Source organism: Kaistia nematophila (assembly GCF_026343855.1).
Lineage (GTDB): Bacteria > Pseudomonadota > Alphaproteobacteria > Rhizobiales > Kaistiaceae > Kaistia > Kaistia nematophila.
On sequence record NZ_JAPKNK010000002.1, the window covers coordinates 11,999 to 35,861 of the forward strand.

The 23,863-nt window shown below is 67.3% G+C and carries 20 protein-coding genes; 11 read left to right on the forward strand and 9 right to left on the reverse strand.

All coding sequences use genetic code 11. From position 1 onward, the window contains the following. Nucleotides 1-58: 58 nt before the first annotated feature. Together OSH07_RS04360 and efp are read right to left on the reverse strand one after the other, a co-directional pair. Nucleotides 59-1,564, reverse strand: coding sequence for a putative bifunctional diguanylate cyclase/phosphodiesterase (locus tag OSH07_RS04360; protein WP_266337400.1), 1,506 nt, complete (start codon nucleotides 1,562-1,564; stop codon nucleotides 59-61). 400 nt (nucleotides 1,565-1,964) lie between these two features. Next, nucleotides 1,965-2,531: an elongation factor P gene (gene efp, locus OSH07_RS04365; RefSeq protein WP_266337401.1), complete on the reverse strand. Its 567-nt coding sequence runs from the start codon at nucleotides 2,529-2,531 to the stop codon at nucleotides 1,965-1,967. A gap of 141 nt (nucleotides 2,532-2,672) precedes the next feature. Here efp and epmA point away from each other — a divergent pair, with 141 nt between their 5' ends. The 3 genes from epmA (at nucleotide 2,673) to OSH07_RS04380 (ending at nucleotide 5,516) form a co-directional block, all read left to right on the forward strand. Continuing rightward, complete coding sequence (gene epmA / locus OSH07_RS04370) at nucleotides 2,673-3,716, forward strand: EF-P lysine aminoacylase EpmA (RefSeq protein WP_266337402.1); 1,044 nt, start codon at nucleotides 2,673-2,675, stop codon at nucleotides 3,714-3,716. Between the two features lie 15 nt (nucleotides 3,717-3,731). Continuing rightward, nucleotides 3,732-4,802, forward strand: coding sequence for a lysine-2,3-aminomutase-like protein (locus OSH07_RS04375; protein WP_266337403.1), 1,071 nt, complete (start codon nucleotides 3,732-3,734; stop codon nucleotides 4,800-4,802). A gap of 78 nt (nucleotides 4,803-4,880) precedes the next feature. Then, nucleotides 4,881-5,516 (forward strand): FMN-binding negative transcriptional regulator, encoded by a 636-nt coding sequence (locus tag OSH07_RS04380; RefSeq protein WP_266337404.1) that lies wholly within the window; start codon nucleotides 4,881-4,883, stop codon nucleotides 5,514-5,516. Nucleotides 5,517-5,531: 15 nt separating this feature from the next. Here OSH07_RS04380 and OSH07_RS04385 read toward each other — a convergent pair whose 3' ends face one another. Beyond that, a complete protein-coding gene (locus tag OSH07_RS04385; protein ID WP_266337405.1) occupies nucleotides 5,532-6,197 on the reverse strand; it encodes a YitT family protein in 666 nt (221 codons plus the stop codon). Between the two features lie 185 nt (nucleotides 6,198-6,382). Here OSH07_RS04385 and OSH07_RS04390 point away from each other — a divergent pair, with 185 nt between their 5' ends. Next, nucleotides 6,383-7,918 carry an amidohydrolase family protein gene (locus tag OSH07_RS04390; protein WP_266337406.1) on the forward strand — a complete coding sequence of 512 codons (1,536 nt, stop codon included), beginning with the start codon at nucleotides 6,383-6,385 and terminating at the stop codon, nucleotides 7,916-7,918. Here the strand turns inward: OSH07_RS04390 and OSH07_RS04395 are convergent. The 3 genes from OSH07_RS04395 to OSH07_RS04405 form a co-directional block, all read right to left on the reverse strand. Beyond that, a complete protein-coding gene (locus tag OSH07_RS04395) occupies nucleotides 7,858-8,802 on the reverse strand; it encodes a protein-methionine-sulfoxide reductase heme-binding subunit MsrQ (protein WP_266337407.1) in 945 nt (314 codons plus the stop codon). The genes OSH07_RS04390 and OSH07_RS04395 overlap by 61 nt on opposite strands. A 67-nt stretch (nucleotides 8,803-8,869) precedes the next feature. Next, nucleotides 8,870-9,529, reverse strand: coding sequence for a chloramphenicol phosphotransferase CPT family protein (locus OSH07_RS04400; RefSeq protein WP_266337408.1), 660 nt, complete (start codon nucleotides 9,527-9,529; stop codon nucleotides 8,870-8,872). 9 nt (nucleotides 9,530-9,538) lie between these two features. Beyond that, on the reverse strand, nucleotides 9,539-10,474 hold the full coding sequence (locus OSH07_RS04405) for a carbohydrate kinase family protein (RefSeq protein WP_266337409.1): 936 nt from the start codon (nucleotides 10,472-10,474) through the stop codon (nucleotides 9,539-9,541). Nucleotides 10,475-10,656: 182 nt separating this feature from the next. Here OSH07_RS04405 and OSH07_RS04410 point away from each other — a divergent pair, with 182 nt between their 5' ends. From OSH07_RS04410 to OSH07_RS04425, 4 genes are all read left to right on the forward strand, one after another. Beyond that, the gene (locus tag OSH07_RS04410) at nucleotides 10,657-11,394 is read left to right on the forward strand and encodes a cytochrome c biogenesis CcdA family protein (protein WP_266337410.1); all 738 of its coding nucleotides are present in this window, start codon (nucleotides 10,657-10,659) and stop codon (nucleotides 11,392-11,394) included. Nucleotides 11,395-11,512: 118 nt separating this feature from the next. Further along, the gene (glmU, locus tag OSH07_RS04415) at nucleotides 11,513-12,868 is read left to right on the forward strand and encodes a bifunctional UDP-N-acetylglucosamine diphosphorylase/glucosamine-1-phosphate N-acetyltransferase GlmU (RefSeq protein ID WP_266337411.1); all 1,356 of its coding nucleotides are present in this window, start codon (nucleotides 11,513-11,515) and stop codon (nucleotides 12,866-12,868) included. Between the two features lie 129 nt (nucleotides 12,869-12,997). Next, nucleotides 12,998-14,818, forward strand: coding sequence for a glutamine--fructose-6-phosphate transaminase (isomerizing) (gene glmS, locus OSH07_RS04420; RefSeq protein WP_266337412.1), 1,821 nt, complete (start codon nucleotides 12,998-13,000; stop codon nucleotides 14,816-14,818). 133 nt (nucleotides 14,819-14,951) lie between these two features. Beyond that, nucleotides 14,952-15,686 (forward strand): DUF502 domain-containing protein, encoded by a 735-nt coding sequence (locus OSH07_RS04425; RefSeq protein WP_266337413.1) that lies wholly within the window; start codon nucleotides 14,952-14,954, stop codon nucleotides 15,684-15,686. 62 nt (nucleotides 15,687-15,748) lie between these two features. Here OSH07_RS04425 and OSH07_RS04430 read toward each other — a convergent pair whose 3' ends face one another. From OSH07_RS04430 to recG, 3 genes are all read right to left on the reverse strand, one after another. Next, nucleotides 15,749-16,546: an outer membrane protein gene (locus OSH07_RS04430; protein WP_266337414.1), complete on the reverse strand. Its 798-nt coding sequence runs from the start codon at nucleotides 16,544-16,546 to the stop codon at nucleotides 15,749-15,751. 128 nt (nucleotides 16,547-16,674) lie between these two features. Next, nucleotides 16,675-18,411 carry a chloride channel protein gene (locus tag OSH07_RS04435; RefSeq protein WP_266337415.1) on the reverse strand — a complete coding sequence of 579 codons (1,737 nt, stop codon included), beginning with the start codon at nucleotides 18,409-18,411 and terminating at the stop codon, nucleotides 16,675-16,677. A 122-nt stretch (nucleotides 18,412-18,533) separates the two neighbouring features. Beyond that, entirely contained in the window at nucleotides 18,534-20,726 is a 2,193-nt protein-coding gene (gene recG / locus OSH07_RS04440; protein WP_266337416.1) for an ATP-dependent DNA helicase RecG, read from the reverse strand. Between the two features lie 18 nt (nucleotides 20,727-20,744). Here recG and OSH07_RS04445 point away from each other — a divergent pair, with 18 nt between their 5' ends. Genes OSH07_RS04445 through OSH07_RS04455 form a run of 3 tightly spaced genes read left to right on the forward strand, consistent with a single transcriptional unit; the run spans nucleotide 20,745 to nucleotide 23,613 of the window. Beyond that, a complete protein-coding gene (locus OSH07_RS04445) occupies nucleotides 20,745-21,662 on the forward strand; it encodes a class I SAM-dependent methyltransferase (protein WP_266337417.1) in 918 nt (305 codons plus the stop codon). Then, complete coding sequence (locus OSH07_RS04450; RefSeq protein ID WP_266337418.1) at nucleotides 21,659-22,420, forward strand: pseudouridine synthase; 762 nt, start codon at nucleotides 21,659-21,661, stop codon at nucleotides 22,418-22,420. Before OSH07_RS04445 ends, OSH07_RS04450 begins: the two co-directional genes overlap by 4 nt. 56 nt (nucleotides 22,421-22,476) lie before the next feature. Further along, nucleotides 22,477-23,613, forward strand: a complete 1,137-nt coding sequence (locus OSH07_RS04455) for a BaiN/RdsA family NAD(P)/FAD-dependent oxidoreductase (RefSeq protein ID WP_420909608.1) — start codon at nucleotides 22,477-22,479, stop codon at nucleotides 23,611-23,613. The last annotated feature ends 250 nt before the right edge of the window (nucleotides 23,614-23,863 follow it).

Below are 23,863 nucleotides of genomic sequence, written 5' to 3' on the forward strand. Positions count from 1 at the left end.
CCGCGACAAATGCCGGCCTCAACAGCGCAGCCGCATTGTGACGCCGGCATCCGGTCCGTCAGGAGGCGAGAGCGGTGGGCAACGGCCGGCCAAGCAGCCAGAGGCTGGTCTGTTCGGCGGAAATCGGCTTGCCGAAGAGGTAGCCCTGGCCGATGTCGCAGCCCAACTCGCGCAGCGTCGACAGGATCTCCGGTGCCTCGATGCCTTCCGCCGTCGTGGCAAGGTCGAAGGTGCCGGCGAGCTGCACGATGGCGCGGACGATTCGCCAGCCTTCCTCGTTGAGGCGGGCGCTCTCGACGAAGCCGCGGTCGATCTTCAGCCGGTCCACGGGCAGGTCGCTCAGGTGCCGCAGGCTCGAGTAGCCGGTGCCGAAATCGTCGAGCGCGACCGAGACGCCGACATTGCGCAGCGTGGTCAGGATCAGGCGGGCCGAGGAGACTTCATCCACCAGCGCGTTCTCGGTGATCTCAAGCTCCAGCCGTGCCGGCGCGAAATTCTCCTTGGCGAGAATGTCGAGGATGCGCGACGCCATCTGCGGCTCCGCGAACTGGGTCGGCGAGATATTGACCGACAGGCGCAGGTCCGAGGGCCAACTGCGGGCGTCGCTGCAGGCGCGCACCAGCAGCTTGTCGAACAACTCGCCGATTCGGCCGATCTCCTCGGCCAGCGGAATGAACGCCGCGGGCGGAATGAGGCCGCGGGTCGGGTGCTGCCAGCGCGCCAGTACCTCGAAGCCGATCAGCCGGTCGCCATCGAGCGCGATCAGCGGCTGGTAGAAGGGAACGATTTCGTCTTCATCGAGGGCACGTCGAAGGTCGACCTCGAGCGCGTGGCGCTCCTTGAGCGCTTCCTCCATGCCCGCCTCGAACCGGCGCAGCGAGCCGTGCAGGCCCCGCCGCGTTCCGCGAAGGGCCAGTTCGGCGGCGCGCAATAGTTCCTCGCCGCTCACCTGCCGCTTTTCGGCGGCGGCGATGCCGATAGTGGCGCTGATGCGCACATTGCCGTTCGGAACCTGCACCGGCGCCGCGATGTCGTCGAGCAGGCGATGGCCGATTGTTTCCGGCGTGGCGGCGTCGCCTTCGAGCAGCAGCGCGAACTCGTCGCCACCGACGCGGGCGACGGTGGTGCCGGCCTGCTTGGCGGCGGAGATCCGCCGCGCCATCTCGATCAGAACCTGGTCGCCCACAGCGTGCCCATGCGCGTCGTTGACGGGCATGAAGTTGAGGTCGACCAGCAAAACAGCAACGGAAGGGCCGCCGTTCTGCCGGCGCGCCAGCGCCTTGTCGAGCGCCCGCATGAAGCTGGCGCGATTGAACATGCCGGTGAGCGGGTCGATCCGCGCGGTGGCGGACATGCGACGCTGCTTGTGATGTGAGCGGGTCAGCGCTCGGCGAAGCCGAACGAGGTTGCGCTGCATCCAGAGGCCGATGGCGAGGAAAAGCGCGAGGGCAGCCGCGAGATAGAGGGGCGATATGGCCGCACCCAGGCCGAGTGGCACCGCAAACATGCCGATGACGGCCAAGATAATGGCGCTCAATCCCAGAAGAAGGATGCCGATCAACATGATAACTGCCTACCGCGCCCTGGGGCTGTCATGCGCAAACAACGCCCGAAACTTCGCTGCGTTGCCCAGGACCCCCAAGTCCGACCCAACATCAGAGTCACGGATAATATGTAAACAAGTCAATAGAAGAATACCGGCGTGGGTCCAGTTTGGACCATGCTTCAGCATATTTTGATAGATGAACGCTAAGCCGGGTCCAGATCGGCGCGCTCCGGGGCGCGTAGAGTTGCAGGAGAAGCGGAGAAGATTGGCCCGCGCGCTCCCGTTCCCGATGTCCATCGTCGCGATCGGGCAGGACCACACCATCGCTATGCCCCAAATGAAACGGCGCCGGACTGCTTGTCCGGCGCCGCTCGAAACGGGTCCCTCCGGCGCCCTGACGAGACGCCTGCCGTGCGGCTTAGTCCTTGGCGCGTTCCACGTAGGAACCGTCTTCCGTCAGGATGACGATGCGCGTGCCCGGTCCGATATGCGGGGGGACCATGGCGCGAACGCCGTTCGACAGGATCGCCGGCTTGTAGGACGAGGAAGCGGTCTGGCCCTTGGTGGTGGGCTCGGTCTCGACGACTTCGAGCGTCACGCGCTGCGGCAGGACGATGCCGACAGCCTGCTCTTCGAAGATCGACAGGCGGACGACCATGCCTTCCTGGAGATAGGGAGCGGCGTCGCCGACGACGGCGTTCGGCACGATCAACTGCTCGTAGTTCTCAGTGTTCATGAAGGTGAAGCCTTCACCGTCCTGGAACAGATAGGAGAAGTCACGATCCTCGACGAAGGCGCGCTCGACCTGCTCGGTCGTCTTGTAGCGGTTCGAGATCTTCACGCCGTCGGCCAGGCCGCGCATGTCGATCTGCGTCGTCGGCGTGCCCTTGCCGGGATGGAAGCTTTCAGCGATCAGGACGGAGTAGAGCTTGCCGTCGATCTCGAGAACATTGCCCTTGCGGACCTGGCTGGCGATAACCTTCACGAATTAACCCTCAGATTGGCGTCGGCGCCCGTACAAGGGCGCGATAATGGCGCGCACCATAGCGATTCCGCTGGTTCGCGCCAGTCGAATTTCGCCGAAGCCGGCAGCCCGGCGCGGCATCGATGACAGGAGAAGCCGAGAATGACCCGTGCATCCCCCTGGTGGACGCCGCATGTCCATGCGGATCGCCGCCCCTTCCTGATGAAGCGCGGGCGCATCAAGGCAGCGGTGCACAACTGGTTCCAGCAGCGCGATTTCGTCGAGGTCGAATGCGGCATCGTCCAGGTCTCGCCCGGCAACGAGGCGCATCTGCATGCCTTCGCGACCGAGCGCGTCTTCCCCGACGGGACGCGTCAGCCGCTCTACCTGCATACCTCGCCCGAATTTGCGGCGAAGAAGCTGCTCGCCGCCGGCGAGAGCCGCATCTATACGCTTGGCCCGGTGTTCCGGAACCGCGAGCTCGGGCCGCGCCACGCCTGTGAGTTCACCATGCTGGAGTGGTATCGCGCGGCCGAACCCTATGAGGCGCTGATGCGCGATTGCGCCGAGCTTCTCGCCGTCGCGGCCGACGCCGCCGAAACGCGGCGCTTCACCCATCGTGGCTTCGAATCGGATCCGTTCGCCGAGCCCGAGCGCGTGACGGTGGCCGAAGCGTTCCTGCGCCATGCCGGCATCGATCTGCTCGCAACGCTCGACGCGAACGGCTCGGCCGACCGCGATGCGCTGGCGGCGCAGGCGACGGCAACCGGCATCCGCATCGTCTTCGACGACAGCTGGAGCGACATCTTCAGCCGCATCATCGCCGAGAAGGTCGAGCCCAATCTGGGGCAGGGGCGGCCAACGGTTCTCTGCGAATATCCTGTTGTCGAGGCGGCTCTGGCGCGCCCGAAGGCGGGCGATCCGCGTGTCGCCGAACGCTTCGAGCTTTATTGCTGCGGCGTCGAGCTTGCCAACGGCTTCGGCGAGCTGACCGACCCGGCCGAGCAGCGTCGTCGCTTCGTCGCCGAGATGGACGAGAAGGAGCGTGTCTATGGCGACCGCTATCCGCTTGACGAGGATTTTCTAGCCGCTCTCGCCATCATGCCGGAGGCGTCCGGCATCGCGCTCGGATTCGACCGGTTGGTCATGCTGGCGACCGGCGCGCCGCGTCTCGACGTTGTGATCTGGACACCGGCGGCCGAATGACCGAAAGAGTGCGGAATGTCGCGCTCACCCGTCATTCCGCTCGAAAAATCACTGACCCTGCGCTCCTCGGCCGCCTTGGTCGAGGCTGGCCTTGTGCCGCCTTCGGCGCGCGAGGGGCTGGACCGCGTGGCGGAACGCTATGCGGTGGCGGTGACGCCGGCGATGGCGAAGCTGATCGAGGCGAGCGATCCCAACGACCCGATCGCGGCCCAGTTCGTGCCGACAACGGCCGAGCTGACGACGCTGCCGGAGGAGCGGGCCGACCCGATCGGCGATGATGCGCATAGTCCCGTGCCGGGACTGGTGCATCGCTATGCTGATCGCGTGCTGCTGAAGCTCGTGCATGTCTGCGCGGTCTATTGCCGCTTCTGCTTCCGGCGCGAGACCGTCGGTCCCGGCGGCCCGACCATGCTGGGCGAGCAGGAACTGGAAGCGGCGCTCGACTATATCCGCGCGCGTCCGGAGATCTGGGAGGTCGTCTTCACCGGCGGCGATCCCCTGGTGATTGCGCCGCGTCGGCTGGCCGAGCTGCTGGAGCGGTTCCGCACCATCGAGCATGTCCGGATCCTGCGCTTCCATACCCGCGTGCCGGTCGTCGACCCCGCGCGGATCACGGCCGAGATCGTCGCCGCGCTGCGCAACACCGGCAAGACCGTCTATGTCGCCATCCATGCCAACCATCCGCGGGAGTTGACGGCGGAGGCCAGGGCGGCGCTGGCGCGGCTCGCCGATGCCGGCATCGCCATGGTCAGCCAGACGGTTCTCCTGAAGGGCATCAATGACGATCCCGAGACGATGGCGGCGCTGATGCGCGGTTTCGTCGAGGCGCGGGTGAAGCCCTATTATCTGCACCATGGCGACCTCGCGCCCGGCACCAGCCATTTCCGCACCTCGATCGCCGAGGGGCAGGCGCTGATGCGCACCCTACGTGGCCGCCTCTCCGGCCTGGCGCAGCCGACCTATGTGCTCGATATTCCGGGCGGCTACGGCAAGGTGCCGATCGGGCCGGACTATGTCGGCGAGGACGACACCGTTACCGACCCGAATGGCGGCGAGCACGCCTATCGCTTCAACGACGCCGTCTGAGAGACCGCGTCGCCGCCGCTTGCGATCCAACGGCGCGCGGTGGCAGTGTCGCGAGATAATTCCGCATGAGGTTCCATCGTGTACCAGCCGCCCGCATTCCGTGAAGACCGGCTCGACGTCCTGCACGGGTTGATGCGCGCCCATCCGCTCGCCATGCTGGTGACGGCGGGCGAGGGCGGCCTGATGGCCAATCTGATCCCGTTCCTGATCGATCCGGCCGGCGCCGAGAAGGGCCTGCTGCGCGCGCATCTCGCTCGCGCCAACAACCAGCTGGCGGCTCTCCGGGCCGGCTCGGAAGCCATGGTGCTGTTCCAGGGGCCGAACGCCTATGTGACGCCGAACTGGTATGCGACCAAGGCCGAGACCCACAAGGTGGTGCCGACCTGGAACTACGCCACGGTGCATGCCTGGGGCACGCCGCGCATCCTCGAATCGACCGACTGGCTGCGCCAGCAGGTCGGCGAACTGACCGACGAGAGCGAGAAGACGCAGGCGCATGCCTGGCGCGTCGACGACGCGCCGGAGCCGTTCGTCGCGGCGCAGATGAAGGGCATCGTCGGGCTGGAGATCCCGATCGCCCGCATCGAGGGCAAGTGGAAGGTCAGCCAGAATCGTCCGGCGGCCGACCGCGAAGGCGTCATCGAGGGGTTGGGCCAGAGCAGGCACCCGATGGGCGAACTGGTGGCTGAGCGTTACCGCGAAACCTCGGAGTAGCCGCGCGGCGCGACCTCAGGCCTTTTCGGCGCGCGCCACGCTCGCCGCCTTGGCCCGCCGGCGCTCGAAGCGGGCGAAGCCGGCATAGCGGCCGGGCTTGTGGTAGAACGCCAGCACGATGTTGAGGCAGATCACCGCGAAGACGGAGAGCGCCACCTGGCTCGGCTGGAGCAGCAGGAACGCCGCCGCCATGACGGAAAGATCGGCCGCCATCAGCAGCTTGCCGGCGCGCCAGCCATAGCGGTCCTGCAGATAGACCGCCGCCGTCGCGAAGCCGCCGATGCCGGCCTGATGACGGATCAGCGACAGCATGCCCATGCCGATCAGCAACCCGCCCATCGCCGCCGCCAGCACCGGGTCGATATGGCCGAAGGTGAGGAAGGACGGCAGCAGCGTCGTTTCGAGCGAAAGCAGCGCCGTGGCGATCACCGAGCGCAGCAGGTAGAGGGGCCCGAAGGCGAGATAAGCGAAGATGAAGAACGGCACGTTGATGACGAAGAAGACGCTGCCGAAATCGAGGCCGGTCGCCTTGTTGGTGAGGAAGGCGATGCCGGCGGTGCCGCCGATGCCGAGACCGGCCGCCTTCAGCATGGCGAGGCCGAGCGCGATGAACAGCGTGCCGATCAGGAAGGCGAGCGCGTCGTCATAGAGCGAATGAGCAAGCTGCCGTTCGTCGTCCATTGGCCATCTCTCCGAGGCGCACCGATGAAATAGGACAGTAATACTGTCTTATATCGCCGGCAAGCGGATATTGCGGTGCAGCATCGATCGGGCGATGCTGACGCTGCTGACGGATCGCCGGCGACGATCTAGCATGGCCGGCAGCGATGGGCCGGATTGACCACAGCCAGCCACAGGGGAAATCGATGAGCGAATTCAGGATTATCCGGGGTGGGCGCCTGCTCGACGCGGCGGGGCGGGCGGCGCCGCTGCGCGATATCCTGATCCGCGACGGCGCCATCCTCGAGATCGGCGCTCCCGGTCTTGCCGCGCCGGACGACGCGGAAGTCATCGACGCCGGCCGGCATTTGCTGCATGCGGGTCTCGTCAACGGCCACACCCATGGCACCGGCGCGCTGACGCGCGGCTATCGCGACCGCTTCAATCTGGAGCTCCTGCTGCTGGCGACGCCGGCGCGCTTCGCCAACCAGTCGCTGGAGATGAAGTACCTGAACACCTATCTCGGCGCGGTCGAGATGGCGATGAAGGGCTGCACGCTGGCCTTCGACCTGACCTTCGGCCTGCCGGTCGCCTCCATCGAGGAACTGGAGGCGATGGGCCAGGCCTATCGCGACGCCGGCATTCGCGCCGTGATGGCGCCGATGCTGGCCGACACCACGTTCTATCGCGGCATTCCGGGGCTGGTCGAAAGCCTGCCGGACGATCTGCGCGCGCTGGCCAGGATCGATGGCGCCCCGGCGACCGAACGCGTGCTGGCGCTGATGGGCGAGGCGCTGAAGCGCTGGCCGCATGACCGCGACCACGTCAAGCTCGGCATCGCCCCCACCATTCCGCTGGTCTGTTCGGACGAGCTGATGCTCGGCTGCGACCGGCTGGCGCGCGAGCACGGCACCGTCATCCAGAGCCATATCGGCGAGGCCAAGATGCAGGCCGTCTCGGCCATCGAAAAATATGGCAAGACCATGCTGGCTCGCGTCGACGACCTCGGCGTGCTCGGGCCGCATTTCTCCATCGCCCACGGCATCTGGCTCGACGACGACGACCTCCGTCGGGTCGCCGAAAAGGGCTCGTCCATCTCCCACAATGCCGGTAGCAACATGCGCCTCGGCTCCGGCATCGCCGATGCCCGGCGGATGCTGGAATTCGGCATCAACCTCGCCATCGGCACGGATGGCGCCGTCTCGTCCGATAACCAGAACATGTATGAGGCGATGCGCGCCGCCGGCCAGGTCGCCGCCGTCCGCCAGCCCGATCACCGGCGCTGGCTGACCGCGCCGGAGATCATCGACGCGGCGACGCGAGGCGGGGCGCAGATGGCAGGCTTCGACCATGTCGGCGCCATCGCGGTCGGCAAGCGGGCCGATATCGTCTTCCTGAGCCTCGATCATCCCAACTGGATGCCGATCAACGATCCCTCGACGCAGCTGGTCTTCGCCGAGGATGCGACCGCCGTGCGCCATGTCATGGTCGATGGCCAGTTCATCGTCCGCGACGGCCGCCATCTCGCCTCCGACATGGCGTCGCTCGCCGACAAGGCCGAGGCGGCGCGCGACCGGATGCTGGAGCTGAACGCCGCCGAGATTGCCAAGGTCGAGACGCTGGAGGACGCGGTGACCGGCTTCTGTCGCGGGCTGTCGATGAAGCCCTATCGCGTCGAGCGCTACGCGGCGTTTCCCTGCGGCTGCGAGGAGGCCTCCGGCTTCGCGGCGACGCCGGCCTGACGCGCGGCAGAGCGGCGCGCCGACGTCTTCGCCGGCAGCAGGCGGCGGAAGATCGCCACGGCCAGCACGGCGAGCACGATGCCGCCGATGATCCAGGCGGGGCGGATGCCGGCGGCGGGATTGAAGTTGGTCGGCAGCACGCGGCTGAAGGCGACGCCGATCTTCAGATAATAGTAGAGCGCCTCGCCGAAGGCCGTCGCCACCGTCACGGCGGCGCCGAGGAGGAAGGTCGCCGGCAGCGTCGCGATCCGCGCCTCGCCGAGCCAGGCCGCCAGCAGCCGCCAGCCGAGCAGCCAGACCGCGATCGCCGTGATGACGATCGGCTCGGTGACGCCGAGCTTCGACTGCAGGAAGAAGTGCAGCGCGGCCAGCAGGATGATCGGGTAGACGAGGTGGTGCAGGCGGCGCCAGTTGAGGCCACCCATGCGCTTCATCATGCCATTGGTCGAGGTGATCGCCAGCGGCGTCAGCAGGATCAGCACCATCAGCCCGATGGTGAGATAGACGCGGGCGAAGATCTCGGAGACGACCTTCGGGACGTCCCAGGCGAGGTCGCCGGCATAGGCGACGAGGTGGATGATTCCATAGGCGAACACCGCATTGCCGAGGGTGCGGCGGACGAACACCAGCTCCGGCCAGCGCCAGACATGGCGCAGCGGCGTGACCGCCAGCGTCAGCAGCAGGAAGCGGACGGCCCAGAGGCCGGTCTGGTGGTTGATCTCGATCATCTGGCGCGGGCCGAGCGTGCCCATCAGTGCGCGCGCGACCAGCCAGAGGCCGGGCAGGAACACGCCGGCGAAAACGATCGCCTTCAGTGGCGAGAAATCGCCCTTCCTGTCCTGCCAGGGATAGAGGCGGGCGGCCGGCGCGGCGGATCGATTCATCGGGACCTCATGCAATCGCTGTCAGTCCTCTTACGTGACCAGACGGCGATTTGTGTCTCCGGCGTGATCAGCTTTCCGTGAGCGGGCGCATTTCGGCCAGTCGTTCGAAGGCGGTGGGACGCGGCGGTTCGAGGCTCAGATGCGCCCGAATCCGCGCCGCGCACTCGGCCGGGCTGAGGCGGGACGTGTCGACTTCGAGGTCGTAGATGCCGGGAACATGGACTGCGTGTTGCCAGCGCAGGACGGGGGCGGGAACAGGCTCTTCCGCCGTGCCGACCGCGTAGAGGCCCTCGCGCCCCACCTGTCCGGCATTGCGCCGCGCCATGATCGTTTCGATCGGGCAATGGACGCCGACGAAAAGCACCGGCAGACCGGCCAGCCGGCGGGCGCAATCCGGCAGGATATCGAGCGGCTGCGAATAGTCGTCGTGATGGGCGATATCGACGACGACGTCGAAGCCGAGCCGGCTATGCGCCGCGATCGACTTGTAGAGCGCCGCGTAGAAGCGCGGCACCAGCGGTTCGAGATCAGGCCGCTCGCCGCCGGGCCGCAATCCGAGGCCAGGCCGAAACGGCGGCGGGGTGATGGCGTTGATGTAGCCGTCGACGCCGAGGTTCATCCAGGGACGACGGGCGTCTTCCTGCAGGGCGGCCGCGATGCTCGATTTCCCGGATCGCGGCGCGCCGTTCAGGATGACGATCTGTCCAGGGGCAGAACCCGGCTTCACGACCGCTGCCTAGGCGTCGACGCCGACCAGTTCGCTGCGCCAGGGCGGATTCGCGCCGGCGCGCGAGCAGGTGATGGCGGCGACGCGGTTGGCGAAGTCGAGCGCGTCCTTCAGGGCCTCGGGGTCGATGTTGCGCACGCCATCGATGGTGAGGTGGCCCTTCTCCGAAAGCCGCGCCAGCAGGCCGCCGGTGAAGCTGTCGCCCGCGCCGACCGTATCGGCGATGGTGACGGGGATGACGGGGCTGAACACCGAGCCGGTAGGCGTATAGGCGGTGACGCCATTGCCGCCCCGCGTGACGACGACGAGACCGGTGCCGGCGGCAAGCCAGCCGGCCGCGACCGTCTCCGCCGCGACGCCCGGATAGAGCCATTCGAGGTCGGCGCCGGAGATCTTCACGATGTCGGCGCCATGCGCGAACTTCTCGACATTGGCGCAGAAGGCGTCGCGGTCGTGGATCAGCGTCGGGCGGACATTGGGATCGTAGCAGATCACCCGCTTGCCGCGATTGGCGTCCATGACGGCGGAGAGGCGGCTGACGATCGGTTCGGGAATGAGCGAGATCGAACCGAAATGGATCGCCTCGACCTCGTCGCCGATTGGCTCATGCGCGGCGGGATCGTGCAGGCGGCCGGCCGAATTCTCGTCGAAGAAGGCGTATTGCGGCTCGTCATGCAGCAGGCTCACGAAGGCAAGCGTCGTCGGGCGCGCCGACAGGCCGGTATATTTCAGGCTGACCTGCGAGCGCTTCAGTTCCTCAACCAGCATTTCGCCGAAGAAGTCGGTCGAGATACCGCCCAGGAATCCGGTCGGAATGCCGAGCCGGCCGGTGGTGAGCGCCACATTGTAGGGCGAGCCGCCGACCTTCGGCTGATAGGAATCGTTCCCGCCAGTATCCTTGACCGGCAAGAAGTCGATCAGTGCCTCGCCGCAACTCACGATCATTCGGTGATCCTCCCGCTGGTCTCTATCGCCCATGCCCATTAGCGGAAGCGCGTCGCGCCGCCAAGCGGGGAGGCTGCGATCCGATGTCCGCGTGTGTCGCCCGCGCCTTTGCCCTATAACGGCCTTGCGACGGTGGCATCCGCCGGTCGTCGAACCATTTTGCCGGAAACGACCGAAAAGCCATGCCGTCAGACGTTACGCTCTGGGGCGCCCTGATCGCGGGGTTGCTGTCCTTCATCTCGCCCTGCGTGCTGCCGCTCGTGCCGCCCTATCTCTGCTACGTCACCGGACTCAGCCTCGACGAGGTGGTGGGGACGAAGGCCGACGCCCGCATCCGTCGCATGGTGCTGCGCTCGTCCTTCGCTTTCGTGCTCGGCTTCACCACCGTCTTCGTGCTGCTCGGCGCCACCGCCTCGGTGCTCGGCCGCATGGTAGCGCGGCAGCAGGAGATCCTCTCCGTCGTCGCCGGCCTCGTCATCATCGTCATGGGCCTGCATTTCCTCGGCGTCTTCCGCATCGCCTTCCTGCAGCGCGAGGCGCGCGTCCAGGTCGCGAACCAGCCGGGCGGCCTGGTCGGCGCCTATGTCCTCGGCCTTGCCTTCGCTTTCGGCTGGACGCCCTGCATCGGTCCGGTGCTGGCGGCGATCCTCGCCGTCGCCGGATCGCAGGATACGGTTGGCCGCGGCGCCGGGTTGCTGGCGATCTATTCGCTCGGCCTCGGCATTCCCTTCATGATCGCCGCCGGCTTCGCCGAGCGCTTCATCGGCGGGCTGCGCCGCTTCCGCCGCCATATGCCGATGGTGGAGAAGGCGATGGGCCTGTTCCTGATCCTTGCCGGCGTTCTGTTCCTGACCGGCCAGATGACGGCGATGTCGTTCTGGCTGCTCGAAACCTTCCCGGCGCTGTCGCGAATCGGCTGAACCTGCCATCGGATGGCGTGTTCTCGCTCGTTCTTTGTCGCCCAACTCTGGCGGCAATGGCCGGTTAGGCAATTCGCTTCATAGCTACGCCCAAGCTCTTCGCCCTTTCGGAGGAAACATGCCGGATCGCACTTCGCTCGCCATCGTTCTCGCCGCAGGTGAGGGCACGCGCATGCGCTCGGCCCTGCCCAAGGTGATGCATCCGGTGGCAGGCCTGCCGATGATCGGTCATGTGCTGAAGACCGCGACCGGCGCCGGCATCGATCGTTTCGCTGTGGTCGTCGGCAATGGCGCGGGCGCGGTGCGCGACTTCGCCGCCAAGGCGGCGCCTTCCGCGGTCCTGGTCGAGCAGGTCGAGCGGCTCGGCACGGCCCATGCCGTGCTGGCGGCACGCGAGGCGCTCGAAATCGCAGCCGATGACGTCCTGGTGCTCTACGGCGACACGCCGCTCGTCACCGCCGAGACGCTGGCACGGATGCGGGCGGAGCTCGCCAAGGGCGCCAGCGTTGTGGTGCTCGGCTTCCGCCCGGAGGTTCCGACCGGCTATGGCCGCCTGATCGAGCGCGACGGGCAGTTGATCGCGATTCGCGAGGAGCGCGAGGCGAGCGACGACGAGCGGGCGATCGGCTTCTGCAATGCCGGCCTGATGGGCTTTCGCGGCGAGACGATCCTGGCGCTGCTCGACGCCGTCGGCAACGACAACGCCAAGGGCGAATTCTACCTGACCGACGCCGTCGAGATCGCCAATGCGCGCGGCCTCGGCGTCGTCGCCATCGAGGCGGACGCGGCCGAGGTCGGCGGCGTCAACACACGCGCCGAGCTCGCCGATGTCGAGCGCATCTGGCAGGGGCGGGCGCGGCAGGCGGCGCTGCTTGCCGGCGTCACCATGACGGCGCCGGAAACCGTGTTCCTGGCGCATGACACCAAGCTTTCACGCGACGTCGTCATCGAGCCGAACGTCTTCTTCGGTCCCGGTGTCACCGTCGATGAAGGCGTCGTCATCCACGCCTACTCGCACCTGACCGGCGCGCATCTGGAGCGCGGCGCCGAGATCGGCCCGTTCGCGCGGCTGCGCCCGGGCGCGCAGCTCGGCCCGAAGAGCAAGGTCGGCAATTTCGTCGAGGTGAAGAACGCCGAGATCGGCGCCGGCGCCAAGATCAGCCACCTGACCTATATCGGCGACGCCAAGGTTGGCGCCGAGGCGAATGTCGGCGCGGGAACGGTCACCGGCAACTACGATGGCTACGACAAGGCGCTGACCGTTATCGGCGAGGGCGCCTTCATCGGTTCGAACAGCGTTCTGGTCGCGCCGGTGACGATCGGCGACGGCGGCTATGTCGCCTCGGGCAGCGTCATCACCGAGGATGTGGCGCCGGATGCGCTGGCGATCGCGCGCGGGCGGCAGGTGGAGAAGCCCGGCTGGGCGGCCCGCTTCCGCGAGTTGAAGGCCAAGACGAAGCGGGTCCGCGTCTAGGGCTGCGCCTTTCGGTGTAGGCGCGAAACAGGAAGTGATTTCCGGCACTTGGCCCGAAAGGCTAAGAGGCGTCAGGATTTGACTTGGACTAGGGTGCCCGTTTGGGCGCCGCGAACGGGGATGAGCTACATGTGCGGAATTATCGGCATTCTGGGTCGGACGCCCGTCGCGCCTCTTTTGGTCGATGCGCTGAAGCGCCTGGAATATCGCGGCTATGATTCCGCCGGCATCGCGACCCTGGAAGACGGTCATCTCGACCGGCTGCGCGCCGAGGGCAAGCTGCGCAATCTCGACCTGAAGCTGGCCGGCTCGCCGCGCTTCGGCCTCGCCGGAATCGGCCACACCCGTTGGGCGACGCATGGAGCGCCCACGGAGCGCAATGCCCATCCGCACGCGACCGAGCGCCTCGCCGTCGTCCACAACGGCATCATCGAGAATTTCCGCGAGCTTCGGCTGGAGATGGAAGCGGCCGGCCGCACCTTCTCGTCCGATACGGACACCGAGGTGATCGCCCATCTGGTGACGGTCAATCTCGCCGCCGGGATGGCGCCGAGGGATGCCGTGCAGGCCGTTCTCGGCCGGCTCACCGGCGCCTTCTCGCTCGCGTTCCTGTTCGAGGGCGAGGGGGACCTGCTGATCGGCGCCCGTCGCGGCAGCCCGCTCGCAATCGGCTGGGGCGATGGCGAGATGTTCCTCGGCTCCGACGCCATCGCGCTCGGCCCGTTCACCGACGAGATCACCTATCTGAACGATGGCGACTGGGTCGTGCTGACGCGGTCGAGCGCCGAAATCTACGACGAGGCCGGCAACCCGGTGTCGCGCCCGCTGACGCAGTTGCATGGCACCACCCATGTCGTCGACAAGGGCAATCACCGCCATTTCATGGTCAAGGAAGTCCATGAGCAGCCCGAGGTCGTCGGCCACACGGTCGCGCACTACCTGGATCTCGTGAACGGCAGCGCCAAGGTGCCGGCCGGCATCGACTTCGCCGCCATTGACCGGCTGTCGATCACCGCCTGCGGCACGGCCTTCTATGCCGGTTTCGTCGCCAAGTACTGGTTCGAGCGCTATGCGCGCCTGCCGGTCGATATCGATATCGCTTCCGAGTTCCGCTATCGCGAGCAGCCGCTCTCGAAGGATGGCCTCTCCATCGTCATCTCCCAGTCGGGCGAGACGGCGGATACGCTGGCGTCGCTGCGCTATGCGAAGGGCGAGGGCCAGAAGATCGCGGCCATCGTCAACGTGCGCGAATCGACCATCGCCCGCGAGGCCGATTTCGTGCTGCCGACGCTCGCCGGCCCCGAGATCGGCGTCGCCTCGACCAAGGCCTTCACCGCCCAGCTCTCCGTGCTTGCCGCGACGGCGGTAGCGGCCGGCAAGGCGCGCGGCGTGCTCTCCGGCGACGAGGAACACGCGCTCGTGCGCGCGCTCAGCGAGGTGCCGCGCCTGATGCACGAGGCGCTGAAGCTGGAGGATCAGATCGAGGCGCTCGCGCGCGACCTCGCCAAGGTCAAGCATTGCCTTTATCTCGGCCGCGGCACCAGCTATCCGATCGCGCTCGAAGGCGCGCTGAAGCTGAAGGAAATCTCCTATATCCATGCCGAGGGCTATGCGGCCGGCGAGCTGAAGCATGGTCCGATCGCGCTGATCGACGAGGACATGCCGGTCGTCGTCATCGCCCCTTTCGACCACATCTTCGAGAAGACCGTCTCGAACATGCAGGAAGTCGCGGCGCGCGGCGGCCGAATCATCCTGATCACCGACAGGAAGGGTGCCGAGGCCGCCGCCATGGATACGATGGCGACGATCATCCTGCCGGAAATGCCGGCCAGCGTGACGGCCCTCGTCTACACGATCCCGGTGCAGCTGCTCGCCTATCATACGGCGGTGTTCATGGGCACGGACGTCGACCAGCCGCGCAATCTGGCGAAGTCGGTTACCGTCGAATAGCGCGCGGCGTAGGGGAGCCTCGCCGGAACGAATCCTCCGACGAGGCCGTTGCTAACGAGTATCTTCTGGTCATCCGTATGCCAGCCGTCATAATGGCGGAGGGCAGGCAGGAATCAGGCGCGCGGGCGGTGGAATGAGCCTTCAGGATCCTCAACTCCCTCCGGTCGGCGAGACGGGCGGCAGTCGGCTGATCAAGCGGCTGCGAAACTACTTCCTTACCGGCCTCGTCATCGCGGCGCCGATCTCGATCACGATCTACCTGACCTGGTCGCTGATCAAATGGATCGACGGCTGGGTGAAGCCGGTCATTCCGCTAGAATACAGCCCGGACGCCTATCTGCCGTTTTCCGTGCCCGGCTTCGGCGTGTTCGTCGCTGTGGTGGCGCTGACGCTGCTCGGCTTCCTGACGGCGAATTTCGTCGGCCGCTCGCTTGTCCGCTTCGGCGAGCAGCTGCTGAACCACACGCCGCTCGTGCGCAATCTCTACAGCGCGCTGAAGCAGTTGTTCGAAACGGTGCTGTCCGGCAAGGGCGGCAAGTCGTTCCAGAAGGCGGCGCTGTTCGAATTCCCGCGAAAGGGTGTGTGGTCGATCGTCTTCATCGCGACGGAGACCAAGGGCGAGATCCGCCAGCGGATCAGTGAGAATGGCGAGGAATGGGTCACCGTCTTCCTGCCGCCAACGCCGGCGCCGACGGCCGGCTTCATGATGTTTGTCCGGCGCTCCGAACTGATCGAGCTCGACATGACGGTGGAAGAGGCGGCGAAGCTCGTCATTTCGGCCGGGCTCGTCGCCCCTGATTACGAGCCACCGGACCGCGTGCCGGTCGATCCGCCGGCTCCCGTGCTGACAAGGCGATCCGGCGGTTGATTGCAGAAACAAAGGAGGGCCCGGTCGATGACCGGGCCCTCCTTGTTTGGATCGCTCCGCGATCAGAAGCGGTAGTTGAGACCTGCGCGGACGATGCTGGCCGAGACGTCGCCACGGCTCGATGCCTTGTCGCCGGCGCCGAAATCAAAGTCGAACGTCTTCGAGCCGAAGTCGGTGTAGAGGTATTCCGCCTTGACCGACCAGTTGCTGTGGGCGATCGCCCATTCCGCGCCGGCGCCGATGGCGTAGCCGACCATGGTCTTGCTGTTCGACTGCGAGAATTCCGGTCCGGTGAAGGCGCCGGGAACGCCGCCCTGGACGCTGAGGCCGGCCTTGGCCTGGCCGACGGCGAGACCGCCGGTGCCGTAGATCAGGACGTTGTCGATGGCGTAGCCGACGCGGGCGCGCAGCGTGCCGAACGACTGTAGCTCGGCGGAGGTCTGGTAGTACGGGCCCTGCACCGAACCGAGGAAGCTGGACGACGTCTTCAGGTCGGCGGCCTGATAATCGGCCTCCGCGCCGAACACCCAGCTGTCCACCTGGTAGTTGTAGCCGATCTGCGCGCCGCCGAGGATGCCGTCGACGCTGGACGAGCTGTCCGCGCCCGGGAAGGTCTGGGCGGGATTGAAGGTGCCCTGGCCGATGCCGACGAGCCGGCCGGTGGTGGTCATCGAGTTTTCGGTGGTGTCGATGTCGCCCCAGCCATAGCCGGCGTTGAGACCGATGTAGAAGCCGGTCCAGGAGAACGGGGCGGCCGCTGCCACCGGCGCCGCTGCCGGCTCATAGGTGAGGTCGGCGGCCAGCGCGGGCGAGGCGACGAGCAGGGTCGTGGCGAGCAGGGCGAGCTTGGAGGCGGTCATGGCGGGTTCCCAGCAATTGTGTGAACCAACCCTAGCGAAACTCATTCAAAATGCTGTTGCATCTGCGCAACTGAATCGCTGGCAATATCATATGGTTGACGAAATATTTCAGTCGACCTGAGGCTGGGTCAGCCCTCGCCGGCCAGGCTCCGGCGGGCCTTGTCCAGCTCTTCGGCATAGCGCCGGAACAGATGCGCCTCTGTCAGCAGGCCGACGACGTGCCGGCTGGACGCGTCGTCGACGACGACCAGTTCTTCGCTCTCGGCCTCGTCGAACACCTTGGCCGCCGTCTGCGCGCTCATGTTCGGAAACAGCATCTTGTCGGGTTGTCGGCAGAAGGGCTGGATCGTCGCGTCCTCCGCTTCGTCGGGCAGCGGCGTCGAATGGATCTCGGCCACCAGGATGATGCCGGCATAGCGCCCGCTCGTGTCGGTGACGATGACGCGCTGGGTCGAGCCGAGCGGGAACAGGCTGCGGAAGGCGTCGACGGGCATGGTCGCGAGCACGCTGCGCACGTCGGTTCGCATCATCCGCCCGACGGTCAGGCCGCGCAACCAGCCGACGTCGATGGCGCTGCGGATCGTCTCGCCGCGCAGGTGCAGGCGCCAGGTCGAGAACGAATAGCCGAAGAATTCGCGCACGGTGATTGCCGAGAGGATCGAGGCGGCCAGCACGATGCCGGTGATGGCGAGGTCGCCGGTCGCCTCCAGCGCCAGGAAGGTCATGGTGAGCGGGCCGCCGACGATGCCGACGCCAAGCGCGCTCATGCCGACGATGGCGGCGGCGATGGGGTCGACCCCGGCCGAGGGCGCCAGCCAGGTCACCAGCATGGCGAACAGCTTGCCGACGATGACGCCGAGGAACAGCGAGGCGAAGAACATGCCGCCGCGAAAGCCGGATCCGAGCGAGATCGACACGCCGGCGATCTTGAGCGCAAGGACTGTCAGCAGCAGACCGACCGGCACGACCTCGACCAGGTTGAGGTGCATGGCGCCATGGCCGGCGGCGAGCACCTGCGGGCTGTAGAGGGCGAGCGCGCCGATGATGGCGCCGCCGACCGCCGGGCGAATGGCCCGGGGAAGACGGCTCTTCTGGAAGGCCAGTTCGACCAGCGTCACCAGCCGCATGATGCCGATGGCGGCGAAGCCGGCGACGACGCCGAGAACGAGATAGGGCGGATAGTCGGCCGCATGCATCGTCAGCGCGTTCGGCACCTCGATCGAGTAGGCCGCGGCGCCGAGGCCCTGCGCCACGAGGAACCCGGCGATCGAGGCGGTCATGACCGGCGCGATGTTCGCCACCGTATAGACGCCGATGATCAGCTCGAAGCCGTAGAAGGCGCCGGTCAGCGGCGCGCTGAAGGCAGCCGCGATGGCGCCGGCGGCGCCGCAGCCGACGACGGTGCGCAGGTCCGTGCGGCGCAGGTGCAGCCGCTGGCCCAGGCGCGAGGCGATGGCGCTGCCGACCTGGGTGTAGCCGGCCTCGAGGCCCACCGAGGCGCCGGAGCCGTTGGAGATGATGGCTTCCACCGCGACGCGCAGGCTGTCGCGTAGCGACATGCGTCCGCCGTGCAGCGCATTGGCCTCGATCGGGTCGACGATCTGGCGGGCGCGGCGGAAGAACAGAAGGTAGAGCGCGCCCAGCAGCAGGCCGCCGCCGGCCGTGGCGGCGGCGCGCCAGGGCGGAGAGATCAACGCCGAGGCGCTGAGATAGCCGTCCGGCGCGATATCGAACAGGAGGACGTGCAGCCATTGCGCCAGCCGGCTCATCACCGTCACCGCAATGCCCGCGAGGCTGCCGATCAGCGCCGCGACGATCAGCAGCGACGGTTCGCGCGTGCGGATCAGGGCGCGTGCGCGGCTCATGGCTCGTTCGGGGAGGGTGGAAAGTCCCATGTCCGTCGGGATTTCTCGGTGATGACGTCCGTTGATAGCCGCGCGCCGGTTGATACGCACGCTTGATGTCACAATCACGCTGCGAAACGGCTTCAGCCGGCGCGCAGCAGCTTGATCGCCTCGTCGCGGCCGAAGAGATAGAGCAGAAGCTGCAGCGCCTTGCCGCGCGGCGATTGCAGTGCCGGATCCTTCTCGACGATCAGGCGCGCATCGTCGCGGGCGATCTCGAGCAGGTTTGCATGATGCTCGAAGCGGGCGATCTTGAAGCCCGGCGTACCCGACTGGCGCGTGCCGAGCAGCTCGCCTTCGCCGCGCAGGCGCAGGTCCTCCTCGGCGATGCGGAAGCCGTCCTCGGTGTCGCGCATGATGGCGAGGCGATCATGCGCCACTTCGCCAAGCGGACCCTTGTAGAGCAGCAGGCAGGTCGACGCCTTCGAGCCGCGTCCCACGCGGCCGCGCAGCTGGTGCAACTGGGCGAGGCCGAAGCGCTCGGCGTGCTCGATTACCATGATGGTCGCGTCCGGCACGTCGACGCCGACCTCGATCACCGTGGTGGCGACGAGGATGCGGGTTTCGCCGCGCTGGAAGCGCTTCATCGCCTCGTCCTTCTCGGCCGCCTTCATCCGGCCGTGGACGAGGCCGACGACGGGTCCGAGCGCGGCCTGTAGATCGACGAAACGATCCTGCGCGGCGGCGGCGTCGACTTCTTCCGATTCCTCGACCAGCGGGCAGACCCAATAGGCCTTGGCGCCCTCGGCGATGGCGGCGCGGATGCGCTCCACCACCTGGTCGAGGCGCTCCAGCGGCACGGTGCGGGTTTCGATCGGCTGGCGGCCGGCCGGCTTGTCGGGCAGTTTCGACACGTCCATGTCGCCGAAGGCGGTCAGCACCAGCGTGCGCGGGATCGGCGTCGCCGTCATCACGAGGATGTCGGTGGCAGCGCCCTTGGCGGAAAGGGCGAGGCGCTGATGCACGCCGAAGCGGTGCTGCTCGTCGACGATCGCCAGCGCAAGGTCGTGGAACTCGACGCCGGCCTGGAACACGGCATGGGTGCCGACAACGAGATCGATGCTGCCGTCATCCAGTCCGGCGAGGATCTCGGCCCGCTCCTTGCCCTTCTCTCGGCCGGTGAGGATCGCCATGCGGATGCCGGCGGAGTCGGCGAGCGGCTGCAGCGTCTTGGCGTGCTGGCGGGCGAGAAGCTCGGTTGGCGCCATCAGCGCGGCTTGGCTGCCGGCCTCGATGACGATCGCCGCCGCCATCAGACCGACCATGGTCTTGCCGGAGCCGACGTCGCCCTGCAGCAGGCGCAGCATCCGTTCGCCGGAAGCAAGATCCTTCTCGATGTCGGCGATCGCCGCCTGCTGGCTGCCGGTGAGCGAAAAGGGCAGGGCGGCGGTGATGGCGCGGCGCATCCGTCCGTCGCCGACCCGCGCGCGTCCGGCGGCGCGGCGCAGATTGGCGCGCGTCAGCATCAGCGCCAGCTGGTTGGCGAGGAATTCGTCATAGGCGAGGCGGCTGATCGCCGGCCCCTCCGGCGCCAGCTCGGCCGGCGTCGCCGGCGTGTGCACGGTTTCGAGCGTCGGCTTGAAGGCGGCCCAGCGCTGGCGCGACATCAAGGTGGGGTCGAGCCATTCCGGCAGTTCGGGCAGGCTGTCGAGCGCCCCGCGCAAGGCGCGGCCAAGCGTCTTGCGCGCCAAGCCGGCGGTCATCGGATAGACCGGCTCGACCATCGGCAGCTGTTCGAACGCCTCGCGGTCGACGATATGGTCGGGATGGACCATTTGCGGCCGGCCGTTGAACCATTCGACCTTGCCGCTGACGAAACGCGTCTCGCCGACCGGCATGGTGCGTTCGAGGAAGCTGTTGTCGCTGCGGAAGAAGACGAGCGCGATCTCGCCCGTGTCGTCATGCGCCATGACCCGATAGGGCACGCGCCGGTTGCCGCGCGGCGCCGGCATGTGGCGGTCGATGCGGACTTCGAGCGTGACGATGGCGCCTTCCGGCGACAGCGCGATGCCGGGCTGGTTGCGGCGGTCGATCAGGCCGACGGGGATATGCAGCAGCAGGTCCGCGACGCGGGGCGGTTCCGGCGCGTCGCCGCCGACGAGCAGGCGCCCCATCGCCTCGCCGATCTTCGGGCCGACCCCGGCCAGGCTGGTGACGGGGCGGAACAGCGGATTCAGGATTTCGGGACGCATCGCGGCATGATTCTCCTCGGCCGGGAGATTAGAACGTTCTGGCAACCTTTCGCCATGGCGGAGGGCAGGGTAGGAACAGCACAAATTGTGCGTGAGAGACCGATGAATCAGGAAGCAACCACCGGCGTCTATGGCAACCCACCGGCTGAGCTGGCGGACGTGCCGCGCGAGGCCGTCCAGTTTTCGCCGCTGATGCCGGGCAGCGCGGCGCTCGAGCGCTGCGCGGAGGGTTCGCTCGCCGGCATGGTGATGCTGGCGCCGCCCGGCACGATCGAGCGCCGGCACGACATCGCGCTGGCGCTGCGCGCGTTGCAGCCCGGCGCCCAGCTGACCGTGATGGCGCCGAAGGACAAGGGCGGCTCCCGGCTCGCCAAGGAGCTGAAGGCTTTCGGCTGCGAGATGAGCGAGACGGCGCTGCGCCATCACCGCATCCTAGTCGGTCCCCGGCCGGAGGATCTCTCGCTTCTCGCCGAAGCGATCGCGGAAGGCTCGATGCGGCTGGTGGAGGAGACCGGGCTCTGGTCGCAGCCGGGCGTGTTCTCGTGGAACCGCGTCGATCCCGGCAGCGCCCTGCTCCTGAAGCACTTGCCGCAGCTTTCCGGCCGCGGCGCCGATCTCGGTTGCGGCGTCGGTTATCTGGCGCGCGCCGTGATGGAGATGCCGGCCGTCGAATTGCTTGCCATGGTCGATATCGACCGGCGCGCCGTCGAGGCGGCGGCGAAGAACATCACCGATCCCCGCGCCACCATGACGTGGGCGGACGTGCGCAAGGCCGGAACGATCCCGGAAGGCCTCGATTTCATCGTCATGAACCCGCCCTTCCACGACGGCGGCGCCGAGGACCGCTCGCTCGGCCAGGCCTTCGTCCGGCGCGCCGCCGAGAGCCTGCGCAAGGGTGGCCGCCTCTGGCTGACGGCCAACCGGCACCTGCCGTATGAGGACCATCTGAAGACGCTGTTCGCCCGGGCCGATCTGGTCGCCGAAGCGGAAGGCTTCAAGATCTACGAGGCACGCAAATGAACAAGTCCGGCGGCAAGGCAAGCTTCCCGACGGCCCGGCTCGACCGGCTACTCGCCAATCTCGGCTATGGTTCGCGGCGCGAGGTGCAGGGCCTGATCCAGGGCGGTCGTGTCATCCTGGATGGCGAGGCGGAGACCGATCCGGCCCAGCATGTCTATGTGAAGCCCGATCTCGCCACTCGCATGACGGTGGCGGGCGAACCGCTCGATCCGCCGCCCGGCATGGCGCTGATGATCCACAAGCCGCTCGGCGTCACCTGCTCGCACAAGGAAACCGGCGCGCTGATCTATTCGCTGCTGCCGGAACGCTGGCGCCGCCGCGATCCCGTCATCTCCACCGTCGGCCGTCTCGACAAGGAGACGTCGGGCCTGCTGCTGATGACCGATGACGGCGCGCTGCTCCATCGCATCATTTCGCCGCGCCACCATGTGCCCAAGCGCTACCAGGTGACGCTCGACCGGCCGCTCAATGGCGACGAGGCGGCGCTGTTTGCGGCCGGTGGGCTGATGCTCGAGGGCGAGGACAAGCCGCTGCTGCCGGCCGAGATGGAGAGCGCCGGCCCGAAGCAGGCGACGCTGACCCTGCATGAGGGCCGCTATCATCAGGTCCGCCGCATGTTCGCCGCCGTCGGCAACCATGTCGTGGCGCTGCATCGCGACCGCATCGGCCTGCTCGACCTGCCGGCGGATCTGGAAGCCGGCTCGTACCGTCTTCTGACCGCCGCCGACATCGACGCGGTGTTCGGAGCCTCGGCGTGACCCTTCCCGGTTCGAAATTCTACGACGTCGTCGTGCTCGGCGCCGGAGCCGCCGGCATGATGTGCGCCATCGAGGCGGGCAAGCGCGGCCGCTCCGTCGCCATCGTCGACCATTCGCCCTCGGCCGGCGACAAGATCCGCATTTCCGGCGGCGGCCGCTGCAACTTCACCAACATCAACGCGTCGGCGAAAAACTTCATCTCGAAGAATCCGCGCTTCGCCATCTCGGCGCTGTCGCGCTATACGCAGCGCGATTTCATCGCCCTCGTCGAGCGCTACGGCATCGCCTATCACGAGAAGACGCTGGGCCAGCTCTTCTGCGACGGCTCGGCCAAGCAGATCATCGAGATGCTGGTTGCCGAGATGCTGCGCCATGGAGTCGAGCTGCGGCTGGGCACCGAGATCAAGCGCGTCGAGCACCGCGTCGATGGCGGCTTCCGCGTGGCGCTTTCGACCGGCGACGTCGTCTGCAAATCGCTGGTGATCGCCACCGGCGGCAAGTCGATCCCGAAGATGGGTGCCACCGGCTTCGGCTACGAAATCGCCAGCCAGTTTGGCCTGAAGCTGGTCGAGACGCGGCCCGGCCTGGTGCCGCTCACCTTCGACCCGGCGACATTGGCGCGCCTGGAGCCGCTTTCCGGCATCGCCGTTGACGCCGTCGCCCAGCATGGCAAGACGCGTTTCGCCGAGGCGATGCTCTTCACCCATCGCGGCCTTTCCGGGCCTGCGATCCTGCAGATCTCGTCCTATTGGCGGGAGGGCGACGAGATCACGCTCTCCATGCTGCCCGGTATCGACGTATTCGCAACGCTGAAGGCGGCGAAGGCGGAGCGCGGCAAGCAGGCGCTGCAGACCGTTCTCGCGACGCTGTTGCCGAAACGGCTGGCGCAGCTGATCGCCGAGGCGGAGCAGGGGCCGGCCAACCTCGCCGACTTTTCCGACAAGGCGCTCCGCCGTGTCGAGGCGGCGACCAATGCCTGGCGCGTTAAGCCGCTGGGCTCCGAGGGCTACCGCACCGCCGAAGTGACCCTCGGCGGCGTCGACACCGACGAACTGGACCCGAAGACGATGGCGGCGAAGGCGGTTCCGGGCCTCCATTTCATCGGCGAGGTCGTCGATGTCACGGGTTGGCTCGGCGGGTACAATTTCCAGTGGGCCTGGTCGTCCGGCTGGGTGGCGGGGCAGGCGGTTTAGGGTCCGTACTCCATTGGGAATGAGGCAGCGTTGGGCCAAAATCGCGCGCGGGCAGGAGCCGACCACAGCCGATGGCTGTCCATCGGCGCGGATCGGCGACGCACCCGCGCACGATTTTCGCCCAACCCGAAGGGCTTGACGGAAACCGGGCCATTTCGGCGTCGCTACCGGCTTGTTGGGTGAGGCCCAACGTCGCCGTCATCTCCTTGAACTGACCCGATTTCCATCAAGCGCTGCCTCGTTCCCAATG

Excerpts from the sequence above, each read along its gene's own strand:
- OSH07_RS04360 (WP_266337400.1), bottom strand. The coding sequence starts at position 1,564 with ATGTTGATCGGCATCCTTCTTCTGGGATTGAGCGCCATTATCTTGGCC.
- epmA (WP_266337402.1), top strand. The coding sequence starts at position 2,673 with ATGACCCGTGCATCCCCCTGGTGGACGCCGCATGTCCATGCGGATCGC.
- OSH07_RS04375 (WP_266337403.1), top strand. The coding sequence starts at position 3,732 with ATGTCGCGCTCACCCGTCATTCCGCTCGAAAAATCACTGACCCTGCGC.
- OSH07_RS04385 (WP_266337405.1), bottom strand. The coding sequence starts at position 6,197 with ATGGACGACGAACGGCAGCTTGCTCATTCGCTCTATGACGACGCGCTC.
- OSH07_RS04390 (WP_266337406.1), top strand. The coding sequence starts at position 6,383 with ATGAGCGAATTCAGGATTATCCGGGGTGGGCGCCTGCTCGACGCGGCG.
- OSH07_RS04395 (WP_266337407.1), bottom strand. The coding sequence starts at position 8,802 with ATGAATCGATCCGCCGCGCCGGCCGCCCGCCTCTATCCCTGGCAGGAC.
- OSH07_RS04405 (WP_266337409.1), bottom strand. The coding sequence starts at position 10,474 with ATGATCGTGAGTTGCGGCGAGGCACTGATCGACTTCTTGCCGGTCAAG.
- OSH07_RS04410 (WP_266337410.1), top strand. The coding sequence starts at position 10,657 with ATGCCGTCAGACGTTACGCTCTGGGGCGCCCTGATCGCGGGGTTGCTG.
- glmU (WP_266337411.1), top strand. The coding sequence starts at position 11,513 with ATGCCGGATCGCACTTCGCTCGCCATCGTTCTCGCCGCAGGTGAGGGC.
- glmS (WP_266337412.1), top strand. The coding sequence starts at position 12,998 with ATGTGCGGAATTATCGGCATTCTGGGTCGGACGCCCGTCGCGCCTCTT.
- OSH07_RS04425 (WP_266337413.1), top strand. The coding sequence starts at position 14,952 with ATGAGCCTTCAGGATCCTCAACTCCCTCCGGTCGGCGAGACGGGCGGC.
- OSH07_RS04430 (WP_266337414.1), bottom strand. The coding sequence starts at position 16,546 with ATGACCGCCTCCAAGCTCGCCCTGCTCGCCACGACCCTGCTCGTCGCC.
- OSH07_RS04435 (WP_266337415.1), bottom strand. The coding sequence starts at position 18,411 with ATGAGCCGCGCACGCGCCCTGATCCGCACGCGCGAACCGTCGCTGCTG.
- OSH07_RS04445 (WP_266337417.1), top strand. The coding sequence starts at position 20,745 with ATGAATCAGGAAGCAACCACCGGCGTCTATGGCAACCCACCGGCTGAG.
- OSH07_RS04450 (WP_266337418.1), top strand. The coding sequence starts at position 21,659 with ATGAACAAGTCCGGCGGCAAGGCAAGCTTCCCGACGGCCCGGCTCGAC.
- OSH07_RS04455 (WP_420909608.1), top strand. The coding sequence starts at position 22,477 with ATGATGTGCGCCATCGAGGCGGGCAAGCGCGGCCGCTCCGTCGCCATC.